This is a genomic window from Rhizobium sp. LjRoot254, assembly GCF_964254105.1.
Taxonomy (GTDB): Bacteria; Pseudomonadota; Alphaproteobacteria; order Rhizobiales; family Rhizobiaceae; genus Rhizobium_E.
This window is the reverse complement of sequence record NZ_CAXUSM020000001.1, coordinates 2,383,851-2,403,939: the sequence shown is the minus strand read 5'-3', so window position 1 is coordinate 2,403,939 and position 20,089 is coordinate 2,383,851. Positions and strand designations below refer to the sequence as shown.

10 protein-coding genes are annotated in these 20,089 nt (G+C 60.7%); 7 read left to right on the top strand and 3 right to left on the bottom strand.

The window, feature by feature from the left end:
• The first annotated feature begins 30 nt into the window (after window positions 1-30).
• Window positions 31-1,524, top strand: a complete 1,494-nt coding sequence (gene tig, locus ACSQ26_RS11775) for a trigger factor (protein WP_436008929.1) — start codon at window positions 31-33, stop codon at window positions 1,522-1,524.
• Between the two features lie 107 nt (window positions 1,525-1,631).
• On the opposite strand, the gene ACSQ26_RS11770 is transcribed toward tig, so the two are convergent.
• Entirely contained in the window at window positions 1,632-2,999 is a 1,368-nt protein-coding gene (locus tag ACSQ26_RS11770; protein ID WP_436008927.1) for a M10 family metallopeptidase, read from the bottom strand.
• A 241-nt stretch (window positions 3,000-3,240) separates the two neighbouring features.
• Between ACSQ26_RS11770 and ACSQ26_RS11765 the strand changes: the two genes are divergently transcribed.
• The 5 genes from ACSQ26_RS11765 (at window position 3,241) to ACSQ26_RS11745 (ending at window position 16,714) form a co-directional block, all read left to right on the top strand.
• Window positions 3,241-4,815, top strand: coding sequence for a caspase family protein (locus ACSQ26_RS11765; protein ID WP_436008925.1), 1,575 nt, complete (start codon window positions 3,241-3,243; stop codon window positions 4,813-4,815).
• Window positions 4,816-5,024: 209 nt separating this feature from the next.
• Entirely contained in the window at window positions 5,025-9,584 is a 4,560-nt protein-coding gene (locus tag ACSQ26_RS11760) for a beta strand repeat-containing protein (RefSeq protein WP_436008923.1), read from the top strand.
• A gap of 126 nt (window positions 9,585-9,710) precedes the next feature.
• Window positions 9,711-10,100: a DUF6165 family protein gene (locus tag ACSQ26_RS11755; RefSeq protein ID WP_436008921.1), complete on the top strand. Its 390-nt coding sequence runs from the start codon at window positions 9,711-9,713 to the stop codon at window positions 10,098-10,100.
• Between the two features lie 129 nt (window positions 10,101-10,229).
• A complete protein-coding gene (locus ACSQ26_RS11750; RefSeq protein WP_436008919.1) occupies window positions 10,230-15,215 on the top strand; it encodes a tetratricopeptide repeat protein in 4,986 nt (1,661 codons plus the stop codon).
• Window positions 15,212-16,714, top strand: coding sequence for a tetratricopeptide repeat protein (locus ACSQ26_RS11745; RefSeq protein ID WP_436008917.1), 1,503 nt, complete (start codon window positions 15,212-15,214; stop codon window positions 16,712-16,714). The genes ACSQ26_RS11750 and ACSQ26_RS11745 overlap by 4 nt, the downstream gene beginning before the upstream one ends.
• Here ACSQ26_RS11745 and ACSQ26_RS11740 read toward each other — a convergent pair.
• Both ACSQ26_RS11740 and ACSQ26_RS11735 read right to left on the bottom strand, forming a co-directional pair.
• Window positions 16,704-17,897 (bottom strand): glycosyltransferase family 4 protein, encoded by a 1,194-nt coding sequence (locus ACSQ26_RS11740; RefSeq protein WP_436008915.1) that lies wholly within the window; start codon window positions 17,895-17,897, stop codon window positions 16,704-16,706. The genes ACSQ26_RS11745 and ACSQ26_RS11740 overlap by 11 nt on opposite strands.
• A gap of 70 nt (window positions 17,898-17,967) precedes the next feature.
• Entirely contained in the window at window positions 17,968-19,068 is a 1,101-nt protein-coding gene (locus ACSQ26_RS11735) for a DUF2865 domain-containing protein (protein WP_436008913.1), read from the bottom strand.
• 157 nt (window positions 19,069-19,225) lie between these two features.
• Between ACSQ26_RS11735 and ACSQ26_RS11730 the strand changes: the two genes are divergently transcribed.
• A complete protein-coding gene (locus ACSQ26_RS11730) occupies window positions 19,226-20,065 on the top strand; it encodes a UDP-2,3-diacylglucosamine diphosphatase (protein WP_436008911.1) in 840 nt (279 codons plus the stop codon).
• Window positions 20,066-20,089 lie beyond the last annotated feature (24 nt).

Below are 20,089 nucleotides of genomic sequence, written 5' to 3'. Positions count from 1 at the left end.
CGCCGCCCGCGAAGAGATAAAGGTAGGAACATGCAGGTTATCGAAACGCTCGCTGAAGGGCTGAAGCGCGAACTGAAGGTCGTCATTCCCGCGAGTGACATGGAAGCTCGGATGAACGAGCGCCTCCAGGAGGTCAAGGATCGCGTCCGCATCAATGGTTTCCGTCCGGGCAAGGTGCCGCCTGCGCATCTCAAGAAAATGTACGGCAAATCGGTCATGGCCGAACTCGTCAACGAGATCATCCAGAAGCAGCCGACCGAAATCCTCTCCGGCCGTGGCGAGAAGTCCGCGACCCAGCCCGAAATCGCGATGACCGAGGACGAGAAGGAAGCCGACAAGATCCTCAACGCCCAGGCCGATTTCGAATTCACGCTCTCCTATGAAGTGATCCCGGCGATCGAACTCAAGGATGTGAGCGGCATCAAGGTGACGCGCGAAGTCGTCGAAATTCCGGAATCGGAAGTCGATGAGCAGATCGCCAAGATCGCCGAGAGCACCCGTTCTTACGAAGAGAAGAAGGGCAAGGCCGCTGATGGCGACCGCGTCACCATGGATTACGAAGGCAAGGTCGATGGCGTTCCCTTCGAAGGCGGCAAGGATTCCAACGCCGAACTCGTGATCGGCTCCGGCCGTTTCATTCCGGGCTTCGAAGACCAGCTGGTCGGCCTCAAGGCCGGCGACGAAAAGACCATCACCGTGACTTTCCCGGCCGATTACCCGGCTGCGAACCTCGCCGGCAACGACGCCACCTTCGACGTCTCCGTCAAGGCGGTTGCCGCTCCTGACAAGCTCGAAATCAACGATGAACTCGCTTCCAAGCTCGGCCTCGAATCCGAAGCCAAGCTGCGCGAGATCGTTCGTGGCCAGATCGAGAACCAGTTCGGCACGATGACCCGCCAGAAGCTGAAGCGCCAGCTGCTCGACCAGATGGACCAGCTCTACGCTTTCGACACGCCGCAGAAGCTCGTCGACGCCGAGTTCGAACAGATCTGGCGCCAGATCAACACCGATCTCAGCCAGTCCGGCAAGACCTTCGAGGATGAAGACACGACCGAGGAAAAGGCGCGCGACGAATATCGCAAGCTCGCCGAACGTCGCGTCAAGCTCGGCCTGGTTCTCTCCGAAATCGGCGAAAAGGCCGGCGTCGAGGTCTCCGAGGACGAGATGAACAAGGCGCTCTATGCGCAGATCTCGCAGTTCCCGGGTCAGGAAAAGGAAATCATCGAATATTTCCGCAACACGCCGGGCGCCATCGCTGGCCTGCGCGCGCCGATCTTCGAAGAAAAGGTTGTCGATCAGCTCCTGACCGAGATCCAGGTCACCGACAAGACCGTGACCAAGGAAGAGCTGCTGGCTGACGAGGAAGGCGACGGAAAGCCTGCCAAGGAAGCCAAGGCTGCGCCGAAGAAGAAGGCTGCCGCCAAGACCGAGGCAAAGGCTGATGCGGCTGAAGAAGCTGCGGACGATGCCGCCCCGAAGAAGAAGGCCGCTCCGAAGAAGAAGGCTGCCGACAAGGCCGAGTGATCGGCCGCTGGGTAGCATTCCCGGTACCAGATATTGCAAACATGGCCGCCTCTTGGGGCGGCCATTGTTTTTCATAGGTTGCTTTAAAAGAACAATCTAACCATTTGTCAGAGCATAAAATCTCCGGCATCGAGCGTCGCAACTGTTTCGCCCTCGATCAGTAGCAGATCGCCTTTTCCGAAATTGATCTCGACCCCTCCCAGACCATCCGACATCTTGCCGACAAGCTTCGTGAAGTTCTGGATATCGAAGCTCCGGAGATTGATCACATCGGCCCCGATCCCGAAGTCGGTGATCGCATCGTGGTTCGAATTCTTGCGGAAAACGAATATGTCGTCGCCGCCATTGCCGGTCAGCTCGTTGTTGGCCGCATTGCCGGAGAGGGTGTCGCCGCCGCTACCGCCCACGGCATTCTCGATCAGCGATTCCATCTTACTCCGATAGAGCAGCGTATTATAGATATTGCCACTCGCCATGTGCTTGCTTGGGCCATCATAGTTGCCGAGGTCGGCGCGCTGTGACTGGCTGAAGAGTGACGATTTGCCGGGGCGCAGATCGACCACCACCCTGTCGTCATAGTCGCTGAGATCGTAGGTGTCCTCGCCGCCGCCGTCCCAGATGGTCGCGAAGATGCGATTGATCGCGCTGCCATTGACGTTGGGCTCGATACCAATGACCCCGTTCACCAGCGTATTGCCGCTGTCGGGCGCCCATTTGTAGACGGTGGTACCGTTGTTGGTCGTGAAATCGGCGCCATACATGTGCTGTAGTGCGGCGATATCGAGCATCATGAAGGTCTGGGGATAGCTGGAACTCTCGTTGGTCAGGAACGGGTGATGGACACCCGCATAGCTGTGATAGGTCATCACCGTATATTCGTGCGAGTCGTACCGGCCGTGGAGTTCGGTCTTGATCTTGTCGTAGCTTTCGGCCTTGTGAGGATGCTTGAGACCCAGGGCGTGGCCTGTTTCATGCATCATGACGGCGAACTCATAGCTGCCGATATCCGCGTCGGGATAGAAGCTGTCGGTCTTGGAGCGGCCGAGCCAGACATCTCCGCCGACAGAAGCGTTCCCGGGATAGTTGGCATAGGCGGTTGGGTTGGCCGCGCTCGATTCCGCATAGCGCAGCACCGCCGTCCTGTCGTCGGCGCCTTCCGAGATGTTCAGGCTCGTAAGGCCTTCAACCGAAAACCCATCATTGGCAATGATGCCATCGCTTTCCGCATCCAGAATGCGCCGCACGGCAGTCTCGATCTCGCTCGAGACGACGTGGAAATTCTTGTTCTTTTCCGGTCCGTAGCTGTAATCGTTCGCAGCATCCGGAAAGGCATAGGTGATATCGGCGGTTTTCCATTCGAAACCCGAGAGCACGCCGTCGGTGAGCGCGTTGCCGGATTTTGAAACCTGCCCTGCGGCCGTGCGCGCCGCCGCGTGAGACTGATGCTCGACGGTATGCCTGTCCGTTCCGGTCATGGGATTTTCCTCGTTGCGAAATACGCGTCAGGCCTGGATGTCGGGTGCAGCCGTAAGGGCAGCGTCCCGGCACGGTCTTCGCGCGGCACTCCTATTCTTGTGATGCAGGTTTCGCACGGCATGCTGGCGCGAATCTTTTTGCGCCGAGCCAGAATATCGGTGATCCGCGAACCGTTTCTGATAGAAATAGGGCAATTTCTACGCCCTGCTCTCTTACAGCGCCAAATCCCGGGGGACATTCATGCCGATCTGCCTGCGTTTTCTGATGCTTGGCCTGATTCTCGCCGTGCCCGGTCTGGCTCAGGCGGCCAATTCCTTCGCTCTCGTGATCGGCATCAACGAGTACAAGGCCGTGCCGAGCCTTGATGGCGCGCGCAATGATGCCGAGGATATTGCCACGGCGCTCAGCCGCAAGGGCACGACACGAATCATATCCCTCATGGATCGGGAGGCGACCAAGCAGAATATCGTCAACGCCTGGACGACGCTTCTCAATGATGCGCGCGAGGGCGACACGATCTTCGTGACCTATGCCGGCCACGGTGCGCAGATCAAGCAGATCGTCCAGGGCGACGAGAACGACGGGCTGGACGAGTTCTGGGTACTGCCGGGCTTCGACCCCAAGAACCTCAAGGAGACGTGGAAGGAATCGGTGTTCGACAACGAATTGCATCAATGGTTCACCGAGGCGGGCACGCGCGGCATCAAGGTCGTCTTTGTCTCCGATTCGTGCCACGCGGGCGGCATGAACCGGGCGGTGAGGGGCAAGCTCCGCTATGTCGAGTTCGGCGACAGCCGCGTGCTCGGCGAATTGCTGGCCATGGTCAGCGGCAGCGCCGGTAGTAGTGCCGTAGCCGAGCCCGAGTCGCGCACCCCGGCAAACGTCACCATGCTGGCTGCAACCTCGGAAGCGCTTCCGGTGCCGGAAGTGGTGATCGAGGGTCGCTCGCGCGGCGCGCTCTCCTGGGCTTTCGCACGGGCGGTGGAAGGCAAGGCCGACCGCAATGCCGACGGCACCGTCACTCGAATCGAGCTCGAGGACTATGTGCTGGCAACGGTGAGGATGCGCTCCGAATCACTGCAGACGCCCGTATTTACCCCGGTGGCCGCCCGTGACGCGAACGAGGCGCTGTTCGGCGTCACGCAGATGCCGGAAATGGCGTCTTCGTCGGTCCGTCCGGCCGAAAAGACCGGTCGCCGGCCGATGGTCCGGGCACGCGAACTGGGATTCGACCCGTTGCTGCCGCTCACTGTCAAGGGAACGGACGTGATGCCTGAAGACATAGAGAAAGGCGCACATACCTATGAATGGGATGCCACGACCGGCCTGTTCCGCTCGCCGAATGGGGACGTCGTCGCCGAGAAAGTCAGCGCGTTCACGGTCAACGACATCGTCTCGAAGTTCATTCTGCTCGATTTCCTGAAAGCCATCGCCTCGCAGAATCCGGGCAAGATCATCGTGTCTCCCGAGAAACAGATATATCTGGCCAGTGAGCATATAAAATTTGAGGCGATCCGCGGCGACTACAAGAATATGCTGGTCTTCAATCTCGCCAACACCGGCGAAATCCAGTTTCTTGACATGGTGCTCAATGGAGAGCCGCAGTTTAAGACACCACTGAAGGAAGTGCAAGTTGTCGAGCCGTTCGGTTCGGATCACCTTGTCGTCATTTCATCTGATGAATCACTCGAAGCAATCGGAGCAATACTTCAACGCGGTGTGACGCCGAAAGAATTGCTGGCCGCGCTTTCACAACGGATAGATGGTACTGATTCGTCAATTGCCATACTTCCACTTTACACAAGAGTATATTAGCTGTTTCAATTATAGAAATATTTAAAAGTGTAACTTTTGCGGTAACCATAAGTAAGGTTTAAGTAAGGTTTGCCGCATAGGATCGCCCCGAAGTTGGAAAATAAGGGGCCAATTTAATGTCTAAATCTCGTGCAGCTGCGGCCAGTACAACGATAACGGTCAATGACCTGTCTACCGTTGTGGGTACTAATAAAACAGATCTTATTATCTTGAAAAAATCTGACGCCGATCAGCTCGATCTCGGCGGGGGCTACGACAAGCTGGAACTCCAGGGTGATGGCAATACCATCACCATCACGTCCGTTGAATCGGTAAAGGGCTCGACGGGCTCCGATCTGATCCTTCTCGACGGTGCTATCACCAACGGCTCCATCAATCTTGGTGGTGACGATGACAGACTCACCTTCTCGGATGACGGCGGCACGGTGACTGTGTCGAACATCGAGACGATCGTCGGCGGTGACGTGACCGAATACGTCATCTTCAGCCAGGCAGCCAAGAATGTCGACATCAACCTCGGTGCCGGCGAAGACAAGGTGCTTCTCGGCAAGTTCAACAACGAGTTCACCATCGGCAATGTCGAAATCCTGACGGGCAACATTCTGTCCGACATCATCACGCTCGACACCGAATTTACCGGCACCAAAATCGACCTCCTGGCCGGTAACGACCAGCTGTCGCTCGCCGATGCCGGCGCCACGATCACCGTTGCCAATATCGAAACGGTCATCGGTGCCGACGGCAACGATGTGGTGACGGTCTCCACGGCCTTCGCAAAGGGTGTCATCGACCTCGGCGACAGCGTCGATGAACTGCGTCTTGGCGATTTTGCCAACAGCGTCGCGGTTGCCGAAATCGAATCGATCGTTGGTGGCTCGCTCGTCGACCAGGTCACCTTCACCGATGCAACGGCAACCACCAAGGTCGACCTCGGCCTCGGCAAGGATATCGTCCGCCTCGGCAACTTCGTCAACGTCATCACCGTTCTCAACGTCGAAAGCGTGCTCGGCAACGCCGGTGCGGACCAGGTGTTCATCGACGGCACGGTTGCCGGCGCTGCCTACGATCTCGGCGCTGGCGCCGACGCCCTGACGCTTGATGACACCGGCACCACGATCTCGGTCGCCAATGTCGAAACGCTGACCGGCGACGCCGGCGACGACTTCGTCACTTTCTTCAGCGCGGCCAATCTTCTGGTCGACCTGAAGGGCGGCACTGGCGACAGGCTGCAACTCGGCAAGTTCGCCAACAACGTCACTGTCATGGGCGTGGAAACCATCACGGGCAACGCAGGCGTTGACCAGGTCACAACCGATGGCGCCTTTGTCGGCAAGATCGATCTCGGCCTCGGCGACGACAAGCTGACGCTCGACGACAACGTCAATATCGTCACCATCTCCGGCATCGAAACCGTTATCGGCGGTACGGATGTCGATACGTTCGTTGCGGTTGGCGCGCTGACCCGCACCAGCATCAACGGCGGCGACGGTGCCGACGTTCTCACGCTTGCTGATGCCGTCAACTCGCTCACCGTCAAGGATGTCGAAGCGATTACCGGAGGCATTTCTTCCGATTACGTTATCCTCGACACGGCAACCACCGCAGGCGGCGCCTATGTTGTCGATCTCGGCGCGGGCCTCGGCAAGGACACGCTCGTCCTGGCCAACCAGGACAACACGATCTCCGTTTCCGGCGCTGAATCGATCCTCGGCAAGGCTTCCGCCGACACGATCGTCATCACCGACAATCCGGCTGGCGCACTGATCGATCTGGCCGGCGGAGCGGACGTCCTCGACATCAGCGACTCGGGCGGCACTTTCACGATCTTCAACGTTGAGAGCGTCACCTCCGGTTCTGGCAACAATACCGACGTCGTCACGGTCAGTACGCTGCTCACGGGCGGCTACATCGATCTCGGCGACGGCCTCGACAAGGTCACGCTCGGTTCCTTCGCAAACGATGTGACGTTCAAGGGCGTTGAAGAAATCGTTGGCGGCAAGGTCGTCGATATCGTCCATATAGATGATCAGTCGACGGGTTCGGTCATCAACCTCGGCACCGGCTTCGACCATCTCGACCTTTCGACCGCCGATGCAACCAACACCGCCAGCATCGCGAATGTCGAAACCCTGACCGGTTCGGGCTTCGATGATCTGATCACCGTGACCGCCGACCAGACCAAGATGGAAGTCGATCTCGGCATCGGTGGCGATACGCTCAACCTCAACGCCAGCGTGACCGTAACCGTTTCCAACACTGAAACGATCACCGGCAACCTTGGTGCCCAGAAGATCGTCTTCCTGGATGACTTCCAGGGTGACATCGATCTCGGCCTCGGCAAGGACGAAGTCAAGCTCGCCGCAGGCGGCACCAACGACGTTACCCTCACGGGCGTCGAGAGCATCACCGGCTCGGCCGATGCGGATGTGGTCGCGCTTGTCACCGGTGCGGCCGGCGACCCGTCGCTGCTCGGCATCAGCATCGACGGCGGCCTCGGCAACGACGATCTGACGCTGGCTGCTGGCGGTGGTATCGTCTCGGTCAAGGCCGTTGAAACCATCACCGGTGATATCGGCAACGACACGGTGATCTTCACGGGCGCTGCATTGACGGAAGTTGATCTCGATGCCGGCACCGACAAGGTGCAACTCGGCAACTTCGTCAACGCCGTCACGCTGACGGGTGTTGAATCGGTTCTCGGCGGCAACTCGGCCGACACTGTCACGTTGGGTGGCGAATACCAGGGCGGCGAAATCGATCTCGGCAAGGGTATCGACCAGCTGATCTTCGATGACGAGAATACCACTATCACTGCCTGGAATGTTGAAACCATCACCTCTGGAACCGGCGACAACACCGTGACCTTCGGTGCGGCAACGGCTGGTGCCACGGTCGTCTTCGGTGCAGGCACTGACGAACTGATCACAGCTGCCGGCGGTGGTACCGTCACAGTCAGCGATGCCGAAACCATCACCGGTAAGGCTGGCGTCGATGTGATCTCGCTCGGCACGACTGCAGCGGTCGAAATCGACCTCGGTGGCGGCACTGCTGACGTTCTTAACCTGAACGCAGCCGGCAACACCGTCTCCGTGGTTGGCGTCGAAGTCATCAACGGCAGCGGCGTCGCCGATCTCGTCGTCCTCAATGACAGCGCCGGTTATGCCGGCGGCGTCATCAAGCTCGGCGCTGGTGCGGACGTTCTCGACACGGGTGCCAGCGGTGCAACGGTTACGCTCTACGGCACCGAAAGCATCATCGGTGGCGTTGGCAACGAAAGCATCACTTTCGGTGAAGCCTTCGACGGCACGATGGATCTCAAGGCAGGCGACGACACGATCAAGTTCGGCAACTACAACAACAACGCAACGCTTGTTGGTGTGGAAACCGTGACTGGTGGTACGCTGGCCGACACGATCGTGCTGACCGGCGCCTGGACGGGCGGCGTGATCGATCTCGGGGCCGGTAACTCCGACTCGCTGACTTTCGCAACCGGCGCGACGCTGACGGTGACGGGTGCCGAAACCATCTCCGGTTCGGCCGCCGTCGATGAAATCACGCTGACTGGCGCGAGCATCATCAAGCTGCTCGATCTCGATGGCGGCACGGACATCGTTACCTGGTCCACGGACTCGGTGACGGCAACCATGCTGGATGTCGAATCGATCGTCGGCGGTGCGACCTCCGATGCGATCACCTTCGCCGGTGGCATCGTCGGTGGCAACATCGACCTTGGCGGTGGCGATGACAGGCTGGTCCTGTTCAACGCGACCAACGACCTGACGGTCGCCAATATCGAAACGATCATCGGCGGCACTGGCGCTGATAAGATCGAAGTGGCCGGAACCAGCTATGCCGGTACCATCCTGCTCGATACCGGCAGCGACGAACTGATCCTGGGCGCCGCCGGTAACACGGTGACGGTCAGCGGTATCGAAACCATCACCGGCGGTGGCGGCGACGATCGCATCACCTTCATCGGTGTGGCGAACGGCGTCGAGATCGACCTCGATGCTGGTACCGACAAGGTCACGCTCGACAACTACCTGAACGTCCTGACGATCAGCAACGTCGAGTCGATCGTCGGTGGCACGTCCAACGACACTGTCACCGTCGACACGGCCACCACGGCGGGCAGCTTCAACCTCGGCGCCGGCAATGACAGCCTGGAGTTCGATCTTGCAGTCACTGCGACCTTCACCTCGATCGAAACCATCACCGGTAGCGCTGCTGATGACTCGATCACGCTGACGGCGAACTACTCCGGCACGACGATCGACGCTGATGCGGGCACCGACTATGTGTTCTTTGCGGCAGCCGGCACGGCAACGATCTCCAACGCGGAAGTCGTTATCGGCGGTGCGGGTTCGAACGTCATCATCCTGACCGGCACGCAGAACGCGAGCATCGACCTCGGCACCGGTGATGACAAGATCACCTTCAGCCAGGGCCTGCAGGATGTCAGCGGTGGTACGGGTTCGGATCTGTTCATCTTCACGGCTGCAAACCAGTCCGCGACGGGTGCCGCAGATACGATCTATGACTTCACTGCCAACACCGACAAGCTGGTCTTCTCCGGTCTGCAGACCGGCGGCACCTTCACCTACCTCGAAGGCGCGGCGTTTGCCTCCAGCGGCCATACCGAAATTCGTTTCGACAATGGCACCCATACGCTGCAGGTTGACCTTGATGGCGACGGTTCGGCCGACATGGAAGTCAAGCTGAACCTGGTCAATGCAAACGACCTGTCCACCAACGACTTCTCCTTCTAAGAAGAAGTTTCCAAATCGAACGAAAGGGCGCGGCGCAAGTCGCGCCCTTTTTGCGTTTCACATCCCGTGGCTGTTTCGGATAAAGTCGGGAAAGCTTGATTCTTACGACTTTGGGGAAGATACACGATGATAGAAGTGCCTGTTTCATGGGGCGAACTGGTCGATAAGATCACCATATTACAGATCAAGTCCGACCGGATGAAGGATGAAACCAAGCTGCGGAATGTCCGCAAGGAACTGACGCTGCTGACAGACCGGCTTGGCGCCAATGCCGGCAATGCGGAAGTGTCCCGCCTGACCAAGGCGCTCTATGATGTCAACGCGGCACTATGGGATATCGAGGACGACATCCGCGATTGCGAGAATGCCGGCGATTTCAGCGATAAATTCGTGTCTCTCGCACGTTCCGTCTATATTACCAACGACAAGCGGGCTGAACTGAAACGTGAAGTCAACCTGGCTTTGGGCTCGGGACTTGTCGAGGAGAAGTCCTATCAGGCATACAAGATCCAGTGAGGCGATGTGAACCCACGTTCCGGCAAGCGCGGGACAAGGGACGGTCAATAGCGTCCAGCCATAATTTGTCGGGCATGTGATCTGGGAGACGGCTTGTTGAAAGCGCAAATGCAGGCGGAAGCAGTGCAAATGACGGTGGACGACTGCCGCAAGCTGCTCAGCGAGGGGCGTCTTGGCGAAAGTCTCGATGCACTGGAGATGCTCAGAGCCAATGGCCTCGAAAGCGCGCCGCTCTATCACTATCTCGCCGTCACCCTGCATCTTCTCGGCCGCTCGGGCGAGGCGCTGCAGCATTTCGAAAGATCGCTTGAACTCGATCCGGGCCAGGCGAGCGTCTACCAGAACCAGGCCATAGCCCTGCTGGCGACAGGCGATGTCGAGCGCGCAATCGAATCCGCCAAGCGGGCAATTGCCATCCGTGGCGACAATGTCGGTGCCTATGTCAATCTCGCGCTCGCCCAGAGCCGGCTGAAACTCTACGCCGATGCCTGGGAAACCATTTCGCGCGGCTTGGAACTGGCGCCCGATCACCCGGGCCTGCTCAGCCAGGCCGGGCATATTGCCATCGAGGCGCGCAACTATCCGCTGGCTGAGAGCTACATCGCACGCGCGCTGACCCAGGCGCCTGACAATGCCGAGATCAATTACAACGCCGGTGTTCTCTATCAGGCACAATCTCGCGATGCCGATGCGCTTGCCGCTTATGACAAGGCGCTGAGACAGCAGGCCTGGCACGAAGGCGCTTTCGCCAACAAGGGCGTCGTGCTGCGCAATCTCGGGCGCATCGGGGAGTCGATCCGGCATTTCCGCAAGGGATTGACGCATTGGCCGGAATGGGCGGTGCTCAAATACAATCTGGCGATCACCGACATGCTGGCCGGCAACTGGTCGCAGGCATGGGCCGATTTCGAGCTCCGCGCCGACGTCGCAGGTTCGCGTGACAAGTCGCCGAAAGTCGAAAGCCCGGTCTGGAATGGCGAAGAGATCAAGGACAAGGTCCTGCTCGTTGTTCATGAGCAGGGCTTTGGCGACACGTTCCAGTTCATCCGCTTCCTGCCGCAGGCGATTGAGCGCGCGGGGCAGGTGACCTTCGTCTGCCAGAATCGGCTGTATTCCATTCTGTCGCGGCTCGATATGTTCAAGGCCGGAGGCATTACGCTCGTTTCCGACGACGCTCCGCTGCCCGCGCACGATGTTCATGTTCCCCTGATGTCGCTCGCGCGTCTTTTCGGCGCGATACCGGACGGCGTGCCGAGGCCCGCGGTCAAGATCGCGCTCGAGGAGCAGCGGGTCCGCCAGTGGGCAGCGCTGGGTGCTTCGACGGGCAAGAAATGGCGCATCGGCCTTTCCTGGCAAGGCAACCCCAATGCGTCGATCGACAAGGATCGTTCGGTGCCGCTGTCGGCCTTCGCGCCACTGGCCGGACTGTCTGATAAGGCTGATTTCATTTCACTGCAGCAGCATTTCGGCCATGACCAACCATCGCCCGAAGGCCTTGATATCGTGGTGCCGCCGCTTGAGTTCGATTCCGGCCGCGACGCTTTCGTCGACAGCGCGGCGCTGATGATGTCGCTGGATCTCGTGATTACCTCGGATACCGCCATCGCTCATCTCGCCGGTCTGCTCGGTCGGCCTGTCTGGCTACTTCTCAAGGCAGTTCCGGATTGGCGCTGGGGCGTCGAAGGTGTCCTGACGCCCTGGTATCCCACCATGCGTCTCATCCGGCAGCGGGCTTTCGGCGATTGGTCCGGGCTGATAGATGAGGCTGCGAAGGATCTCGACCGACTGATCGGGGATGTCTCCGTTCAACCCTCGATAGCATCTGAAAATGGCGCCAGGGCCGTGGAGTTCCACACGCAGGGCAAATTCCGGGAGGCGAGGGAGCTTTACGAATCCGCCGCCGGCGGGCGCAAGGGCGACGCGCCGTTCCTGAATTTCTACGCCATGGCGGTACTGGAAGAAGGCCGTCGCAGCCGCAATCATGCGCGGCTGGCGCTGCCGCTGGCGGCACATTCTGTAGCCTTAAGCCCGAGAAATGGTGATCTCTGGAGCAATTACGCCGTCCTGCTCGATGGCCTGGGTAGCCCCAACGACAGCAAGCGCGCCGTCCGTTTCGCGCTCGACGTCCAGCCGGATCACACGCCATCCTTGATTTCGCTGGCAAAAAAGGAGTCCGCAGGCGGCAATACGGAAGCGGCCCTTGAAATGCTCGACAAGGTCGTCGCAGCCGAGCCCAATTCGGCTTCGGCGCATTCGGCGCGCGCGGCCGTGCTGACCGACATGGAGCAGCTTGGGGATGCCGAGACCGCCATGCGCCGGGCGCTCGATCTCGACCCCAACAATGCGCGGCTCTGGGTGCAACTGGGTGCGATCCAGTCTGCTGCGAAGCGTCACAGGAATTCGGCCGACAGCTGGGAGCGCGCACTTGCCTGCGACCCTGGGAATGCCGACGCCTTCAGCAATCTTGGCGTGTACGAACGGAATCACGGCGAGTTGGAGATCGCCTGCTGGTTCTCGCGCCGCGCCGTCGAATGCGATCCGAACCACGCCGAGGCCTGGAACAATCTCGGCATATCCGAACTCGAGGCCGGCCGCGACGATTTCGCGCTCGCGGCCTTCCGCCGGGCGATCGCCGTGCGGCCGGATTACGCCGACGCGCATCTGGCGCTCGGCATGGCGCTGCTCAACGGCGGCGATTTCACCAATGGCTTCAAGCATTACGAGGGCCGGCTCCGATCCGATAAGCTTGGCATCGCCGTGGGGCGGCCGAACGTGCCTTACTGGCGCGGCGGCGATCCGAAGGGCCTGTCGATCCTGCTGATGGCGGAGCAGGGTTTTGGCGACGCGTTCCAGTTCTCGCGCTATGCCCGCTTGCTGAAGGATCGCGGCGCTGCCAAAGTCCTCATCGGCTGCCGCAGCAAGATCGCCCATCTTCTCGGCACCATCCCCGGCGTCGATGGCGTGATCGGCGACGGCGACAAGGTGCCGCCCGTCGATGCCATGGCCTATATGATGAGCCTGCCGTTCCTGACCGGCATGCAACTCGATACGATCCCCGCCTACGAGACCTATCTGACCGCCGACCCGGCGCGGGTGACGCACTGGGCGGAATGGCTTGCGAAGAAACCCGGCTACCGCGTCGGCGTGGTCTGGCAGGGCAATCCCGATCCCAAGGTCGACAAAGGCCGTTCCTATCCTCTGGAGCGGCTGGAACCTTTGGCAGAAATTCCCGGCGTCCGGCTGATCGCCCTGCAGAAGGGTGCCGGTGAGGAGCAGATCGCGGCTCTCGACGGCCGCTTTGAAATCGAGCAGCCCGGCGCGGACTTCGATTCCGGCCCGAATGCCTTCGCCGACACGGCGGCTATGATGATGAACCTGGATCTGATCGTCACCTCGGACACGGCGGTCGCCCATCTCGCCGGCGCGCTCGGCAAGCCGTGCTGGGTGATCTTGAAATCGCATCCGGAATGGCGCTGGCTGACCGGGCGGTCCGATAGCCCATGGTATCCGCAGACCCGTGTCTTCCGCCGCGTTCGCAATGAGGTCGAGGACGCACCCTTCGCCGGAGTCGTCGGGCGCCTCGCGGATGCGCTCGCGAAGCTCGTCTCGGGCGATCTGGCGCAGCGTCATGTGAAGGAAATGCCTGATGGCATCGAGGTCAAGCCGTTCGATCCTGCCGCCAGTTTCAACAGTGCGCTCGCGGCCCAGCGCAAGGACGACTACGAGACGGCGACGCATCTCTACGGCGAGGTGCTCGGCATTAGGAAGCTTTTGCCCGGAGCGCTCAACATGCTGGGCGCCATGGCGCTGCAGAAGGATCGCAACCACCGCGCCGTCGTCTTTTTCGACGGAGCAGAGCGGGCCGGGCTGAAGTCGGCCGACCTGATGACCAATTACGCGATCGGCCTGAGGCGCGTCGGCGACATCGGCAAGGCGATCGAGAAGCTGGAATCGGTGATATCGACGACGCCGACGGCTGAATCCCATCTGTCGCTTGCCAACATCCATCGTGATGAATGCAATTTCGAGCAATCGCTCGCCAATTACCGGGCGGCACTAGCGCTCAGGCCGGATTTCGCCAAGGCCCATCGCGGCATCGGCAACCTGATGCGCGACATGCACCGCCCCGCGGAATCGCTTGCGGCATTCGAAAAGGCGAGGGCGCTCGACCCCGGGGATCCCGACCTCGTCCTCGACCACGCGCATGCGAAGCTCTTCGACGGTGATTTCATCGGTGGCTTCAGGGATTATGAGGCGCGCTGGCAGAGCAAGGAAATGCGGCCGCGCACCTTCAGGGAGCCGCGCTGGAACGGCGAGCACGCGCCAGGCAAGGTGCTGATGATCCACGGTGAGCAGGGTTTTGGCGACAATATCCAGTTTGCCCGCTTCGTCAGCGAAGCGACCCGTCGCGTTGGTCGTGTGGTGCTTGAAGTCCGTGGTCCGCTCGTGGAACTGATGAAGCATCTGCAGACCGAGCGCCCGATCACCATCGTCGAGCAAGGCGCGCCAATCGGCAAGTTCGATTTCCAGATACCCATGCTGAGCCTGCCGGTGGCCTTCGGAACCACGGTCGATACCGTGCCGCCGCCGGCGCGTTTCGATCTCGACCCGGAGCGGATACAGCATTGGAAATCGCAGCTTCCGTCCGGTGGTCTCAAGATCGGCCTGATCTGGCAGGGCAATCCCAAGGCACGCGCCGATGCCGGCCGATCGCCACCGCTGGCGGCACTGGCGCCGCTCTTTTCGCTGCCCGGCAGCCATTTCATCAGCCTGCAGAAGTCTGACGGACTGGATCAGCTCCGCAACGCGGATTTCGCTGACAAGCTCATCTCACCCGGCGCGGCGCTCGGCGATTTCTACGAGACCGCCCATGCCATCGCGGCACTCGACTATGTCGTGTCGTCCTGCACCGCGACGCTGCATCTGGCCGCGACGCTGGGCGTGCCGGTGTTCGGCATGCTGAAATACCACGCCGACTGGCGCTGGCTGAACGAGACCGACAGGAGCCCTTGGTATCCGTCGCTCAAGCTGTTCCGCCAGCAGAACGTCCATGAGTGGGACGCCGTCGTGAACGCCATCCGCGCCAACCTGGCCGAGCAGATGGTCGGTGCATGACGCCGGAGGCCGGCCAGGCGCTTTTCCGCGAGGCGACCGACTTTCACAAGGCGCAGGATTTCGAAGCGGCCATCACGCTCTACCGCCAGCTGCTGGATACAGGCGCTGAAACCGCCGAGACCTTGACCTATCTCGCTTCCGCCCTGCGCTCCGCCGGGCGGCAACCGGAGGCAGTCGAGGTCTATAGGCGGCTCGAACCTCTGGCCGCCGATCGGGCGGACGTCTGGTTCAATCGCGGCAATGCGCTCAATGACATCGGCCGCCATGCCGAAGCGTCGGATTGCTATTCGCGCGCGCTCGACATCGAGCCCGACAACGCCAGCGTCATCTCGAACCTGGCGATTGCACTGGCAGAGCTCGGGCGCGAGGAAGAAGCCGCGGCTCTCTACCGGCGTGCCTTGGAACTCGATCCCGGCCAGAAACTCGCGGCGCACAATCTCGCCAATCTGTTGTCCGACTGGGGAGAGCTCGACGAGGCCGCGGCGCTGCTGCGCCAGATCGTGGCGAAATGGCCGGAGCTGGCAGAGGGTCACTACAATCTCGGCCATGTCCTGCTCAAGCTCGGCGACTACGCCAATGGCTTTGCGGAATATGAATGGCGCTGGGATACACCGGGTTTCTTCAAGAAGCCTGACTACAAGGGCATTCCTGTCTGGCGTGGCGAGCCCCTTGCAGGGCGCAAGCTGATCGTCCATTCGGAGCAGGGGCTTGGCGATACGATCCAGTTCGCCAAGCTGCTCGGGCTTGCCAAGTCGCTGGGCGGAGATATCGTTTTTCACGTGCCGGAAAAGCTCGAGGCGCTGCTCAAATCCCTGCCTTTCGACATCGAAGTGACCAGCCAGCACAGCGCCTCCGGCGGCGATTTCCAGATTCCACTGATGAGCCTGATGAACCGGCTGAAACTCACACCCGGCTCGATTCCGGTCATGCAGTCGCATCTGGCGGCAGACACTGAGAAAGTCGCCCAGTGGCGCCAAAGGCTGCATCTCGGCGGCTCGGAAAAGGCGATCGGCTTCGTCTGGCAGGGCAATCCCAATTCGCCAGCCGAACGCGGACGCAGCTTGAAGTCGCCGGAGGAACTGGCGCCATTCTCGGCGCTTTCCGGCACAAGGCTGATAGCACTCCAGAAACTCGGACCCGATGACCTCGAGCCAGCCGATACGCCATCCGGATGGCGCGTCAAAGGCCTGTCCTTCAGCATGGAGCATCCCGGAGCGGATATGGATGACGGCGCGGACGCGTTCCTCGATACGGCAGCAATCATGAGCGGACTCGACCTCGTCGTATCGGTCTGTACCGCGCCGCTGCATCTCTCGGGTGCGCTCGGCCGCCCGGCGATCGCGCTACTCAGGTCGGCACCCGACTGGCGCTGGATGATGCGAGGGGAAGACACGCCCTGGTATCCCACCGTGACGCTTTGCCGGCGGAAGCCAGGTGAAGCCTATGCGCCAGCGATCGCGCGGGCTGTCGAGAAGGCCCGCGACCTACTCACGCAGTGATCTGCTTGACCACGCGCTTCATCTGATCCGCCGTCCGCGACCAGCTGAAGCCCGCGAGCTTCGCCGCACCACGCTCGCCACGGCGTCGTGCGTCGGTGCGGTCGCGATAGGCCTGTTCGAGCTTGTCGTCGATCTCGTCGACGCTTGAATCGCCCCAGCCGGCGACGGAGCCCACGGCTCCACCTTCGCCAGCCACGGTCGCTTGCTGTTCCAGCGCGTAGCAATTGTTGCCGTCGATCAGGTCCATATGACCGGTATTGGCCGAAATGATCGTCGGCACGCCGCAGGCCATCGCCTCCATCGCCACCAGATTGGTGCCGCCTTCGGAGCGGTTGGGGAAGAGCGCCACATCCATCTCGCGCAGGATCGGCGGCATCAGGGCATTGGGCACCGAACCGAGGTCGAGGAACTGGTTGTCGACGAGGCCGTTGTCCCGCGCCCATTGCGTAAGGTCCGGCTTGCCATTCTCGCCGAAGGTCAGCTTGGCGGCACGGCTCGAATGGTCGAGCGTCGCCGCCAGCTTCGGCCAAGGGCTATGCCATGCGGTGACCAGCAGCGCCTCGGGGTGGCGCTTGGCGAAGCGCGCAAACCCAGCCATCACCAGGTCCTGCCCCTTGCGCAGTTCCAGCTTGCCGCCCGAGAACACCATGAACCTGCCAGAAAGAACGCCCTGACGCTGCGCGGGATGGAACAGCGCCGGATCGACGCCCTGGATCACGGTCGTCACATTGGTCAGGCCATGGGCGCGAAGGATCTGTTCGTTCCATGTCGAACCGCATACGACGAGCGGAAAAGCCCGCGCGCGATCCAGCACCGCTTCCGAGAGATGCGGCACCTCGAAGAAGACCACGCCAATCGAGGGCTTGCCCACCAGTTCGGTATTGGCCGGTCCCTTTGACGTTCCGAAATCATTGCCAAGCGCCACGAGCACAGGCGCCTCGACGCTGACTTTTTGCTCTGCCCGCGCCTTGAGCTGTTCGATGAACTGCCGGCTCTGGACCTCGAAGGCCCTCAGTGAAAGCCGCCGCAGCGGATCGACCACGATCTGGTCCGGGGGCATGGGAAAGGACGTGCGCGGCTCGATATCGGGATCGCCCGCCCAGTTGAGCGCGAGGTTCAGTCCGTAGACGCCCCAGCCGAAAAAACTTGAAATTCCCCAATGGAGGACGACCGGCTGGCGCATTGTTCCCTCAGACCACGATTCTCGTGATCCGACATTAGAGACTTGCCGCCTCGAATGCGAGGGCAGGAAATCAGTTCTGAAGCGTCATTTCGGGATTGCGGAGATCCAGCGTTTCATTATCCGGCAGGAATTTCGGACCGATCTGGCGGATATGGCCGTCAGGCTTGTAGTCACGCAGCTTGGCTTCCTTGACCGGCGGCGTGACGGCGACGTCTGTCGTAAGCTGGCCGCGCAGCTCCGGCTTGATCCACACGATCGAGCTCTGTTTTTTCTCAGGCACCTTTTCCGGATTGTTGATGAAGGCTTCGCGCTTCATCATCTCCTTGTAGTAGAGCGAGAAATCGCAGCCGCAGGCCTTGTCCTTGGCTCGCGTCTGCGTCCGGTAACGATAGGCGTTGTCGAGCTCGTCATAGGGCCGGCCGGTGAAGGCCGAGCGCATCGCGTCGCTCTCCTGGCGGATAGAGTGGTAGAAAAGTTCGGTCTCGGTGCCGGGGCACATCATCGAACAGACCTGTGCATCGCGCTGGAAGCTCATCGGCGACGCCTGGGATGAGACCGGGAAATAGGCGCCGTCACAGGTGCGTACGCACATGGTACGATATGAGCCATTCACCGCACTGCCGCCGAGATCGATGAATTGCTGGTTGTCATAATCGGCTTCGGAAGGCACGCGGATCGTTTCGACCCCGTCAGGCGTCTCACTCACGAAGGAATCCTCCGGCGACACGCCAGGCGAGGTGCTGGCAAGAAATGTCTCGTCGCTGCAGCTGTTTTCGTCGATCGCCGCCAGTACCTCCTGACGGCGGGCGTCCTCGGTCTCGCCGGTCATCAGGCTGATGCGCTTTTCATGGAGAATGGCGAGATTGGTCTCCATCCGCGCCATCTTGTCTTCGAGCTCCTGGCACTCCTCCGGATTGTCGCCGCCCATGACGAACAGGCTGCCCTCGGTGCAGCCAGTGTCGCGCAATTGCGAGCGCAGTTCGCGGATGCTCAGCTTCTGCTCGGCGACGGCGCGGGCATATTTCCGCACCTGGGCGGACGCGCTGTATGTCTCGGACAGCACGGTCAGCTCGCTGTTCAGCCGATCGCAGACGGGCGATGCGTCAGCACCTCCGGCCAAAGCCAGAGCGAGCGCAAACGGCAGTGCGGCGGTCATCATTGTCTTGAGCATGGGGCAATCGGGGTGATCGGTACGGATCCAATGTAACCTATGATGCAAAAAGCTGAAAACGCCTTTAACTTTCAGAGTTAATCGGCCCTCACGCGCCCTTTGTCATAAAGGTGATACGTGACTCTGCTTTCCCGTTGATGACAAAACGAGGATCGCCATGCTTGACGAACTTGACAATCGCGACGCCGTAAAGGTCCGGACCTTGTTCATCTCCGACATCCATCTGGGCTCCAAGGCCTCGAAGGCGGATTTCCTCCTGGATTTTCTCCGGGTCCATGAAGCGGAGACAATCTTCCTGGTCGGCGACATCGTCGACGGCTGGCGGCTGAAGCGCTCCTGGTACTGGCCGCAGAACTGCAATGACGTGGTCCAGAAGCTGCTGCGCAAGGGGCGCAAGGGCGCGCGGATCGTCTACGTGCCCGGCAATCACGACGACTTCATGCGCGAGTTTCCCGGCATCCATTTCGGCGGCATAGAGGTCGCCCGCAACATGATCCACGTCGCCGCCGACGGCAAACGGTACCTTGTGCTGCATGGCGACGAATTCGACGTCGTGGTCCGCAATGCCCGTTTCATCGCCCATCTCGGCGACTGGGCTTACGATACGGCAATTGCGCTGAATATCTGGATCGCCCGGGCGCGCCGGCTGCTCGGCCTGCCTTACTGGTCGTTCTCGGCCTGGGCCAAGCTGCAGGTCAAGCGCGCGGTGAATTTCATCGGCGAGTTCCAGCGTGTCGTCGCCGACGAGGCGCGTCGCAACGATGTCGATGGCGTCATTTGCGGCCATATCCACCATGCCGTGATCGAGGATATCGACGGCATCACCTATATCAATACCGGTGACTGGGTGGAAAGCTGCACCGCGGTGGTCGAGCATTTTGATGGCCGCATGGAACTGATCCGCTGGCAGAATGTCGAACTACCCAAAACACTTGCCGGACCGATGGTTCCGATCATGATCCCGCAAGCTCGCGAAACCGAGATACAGGCGGCCTGAAACATATCCAGCCCGCCCGTGATA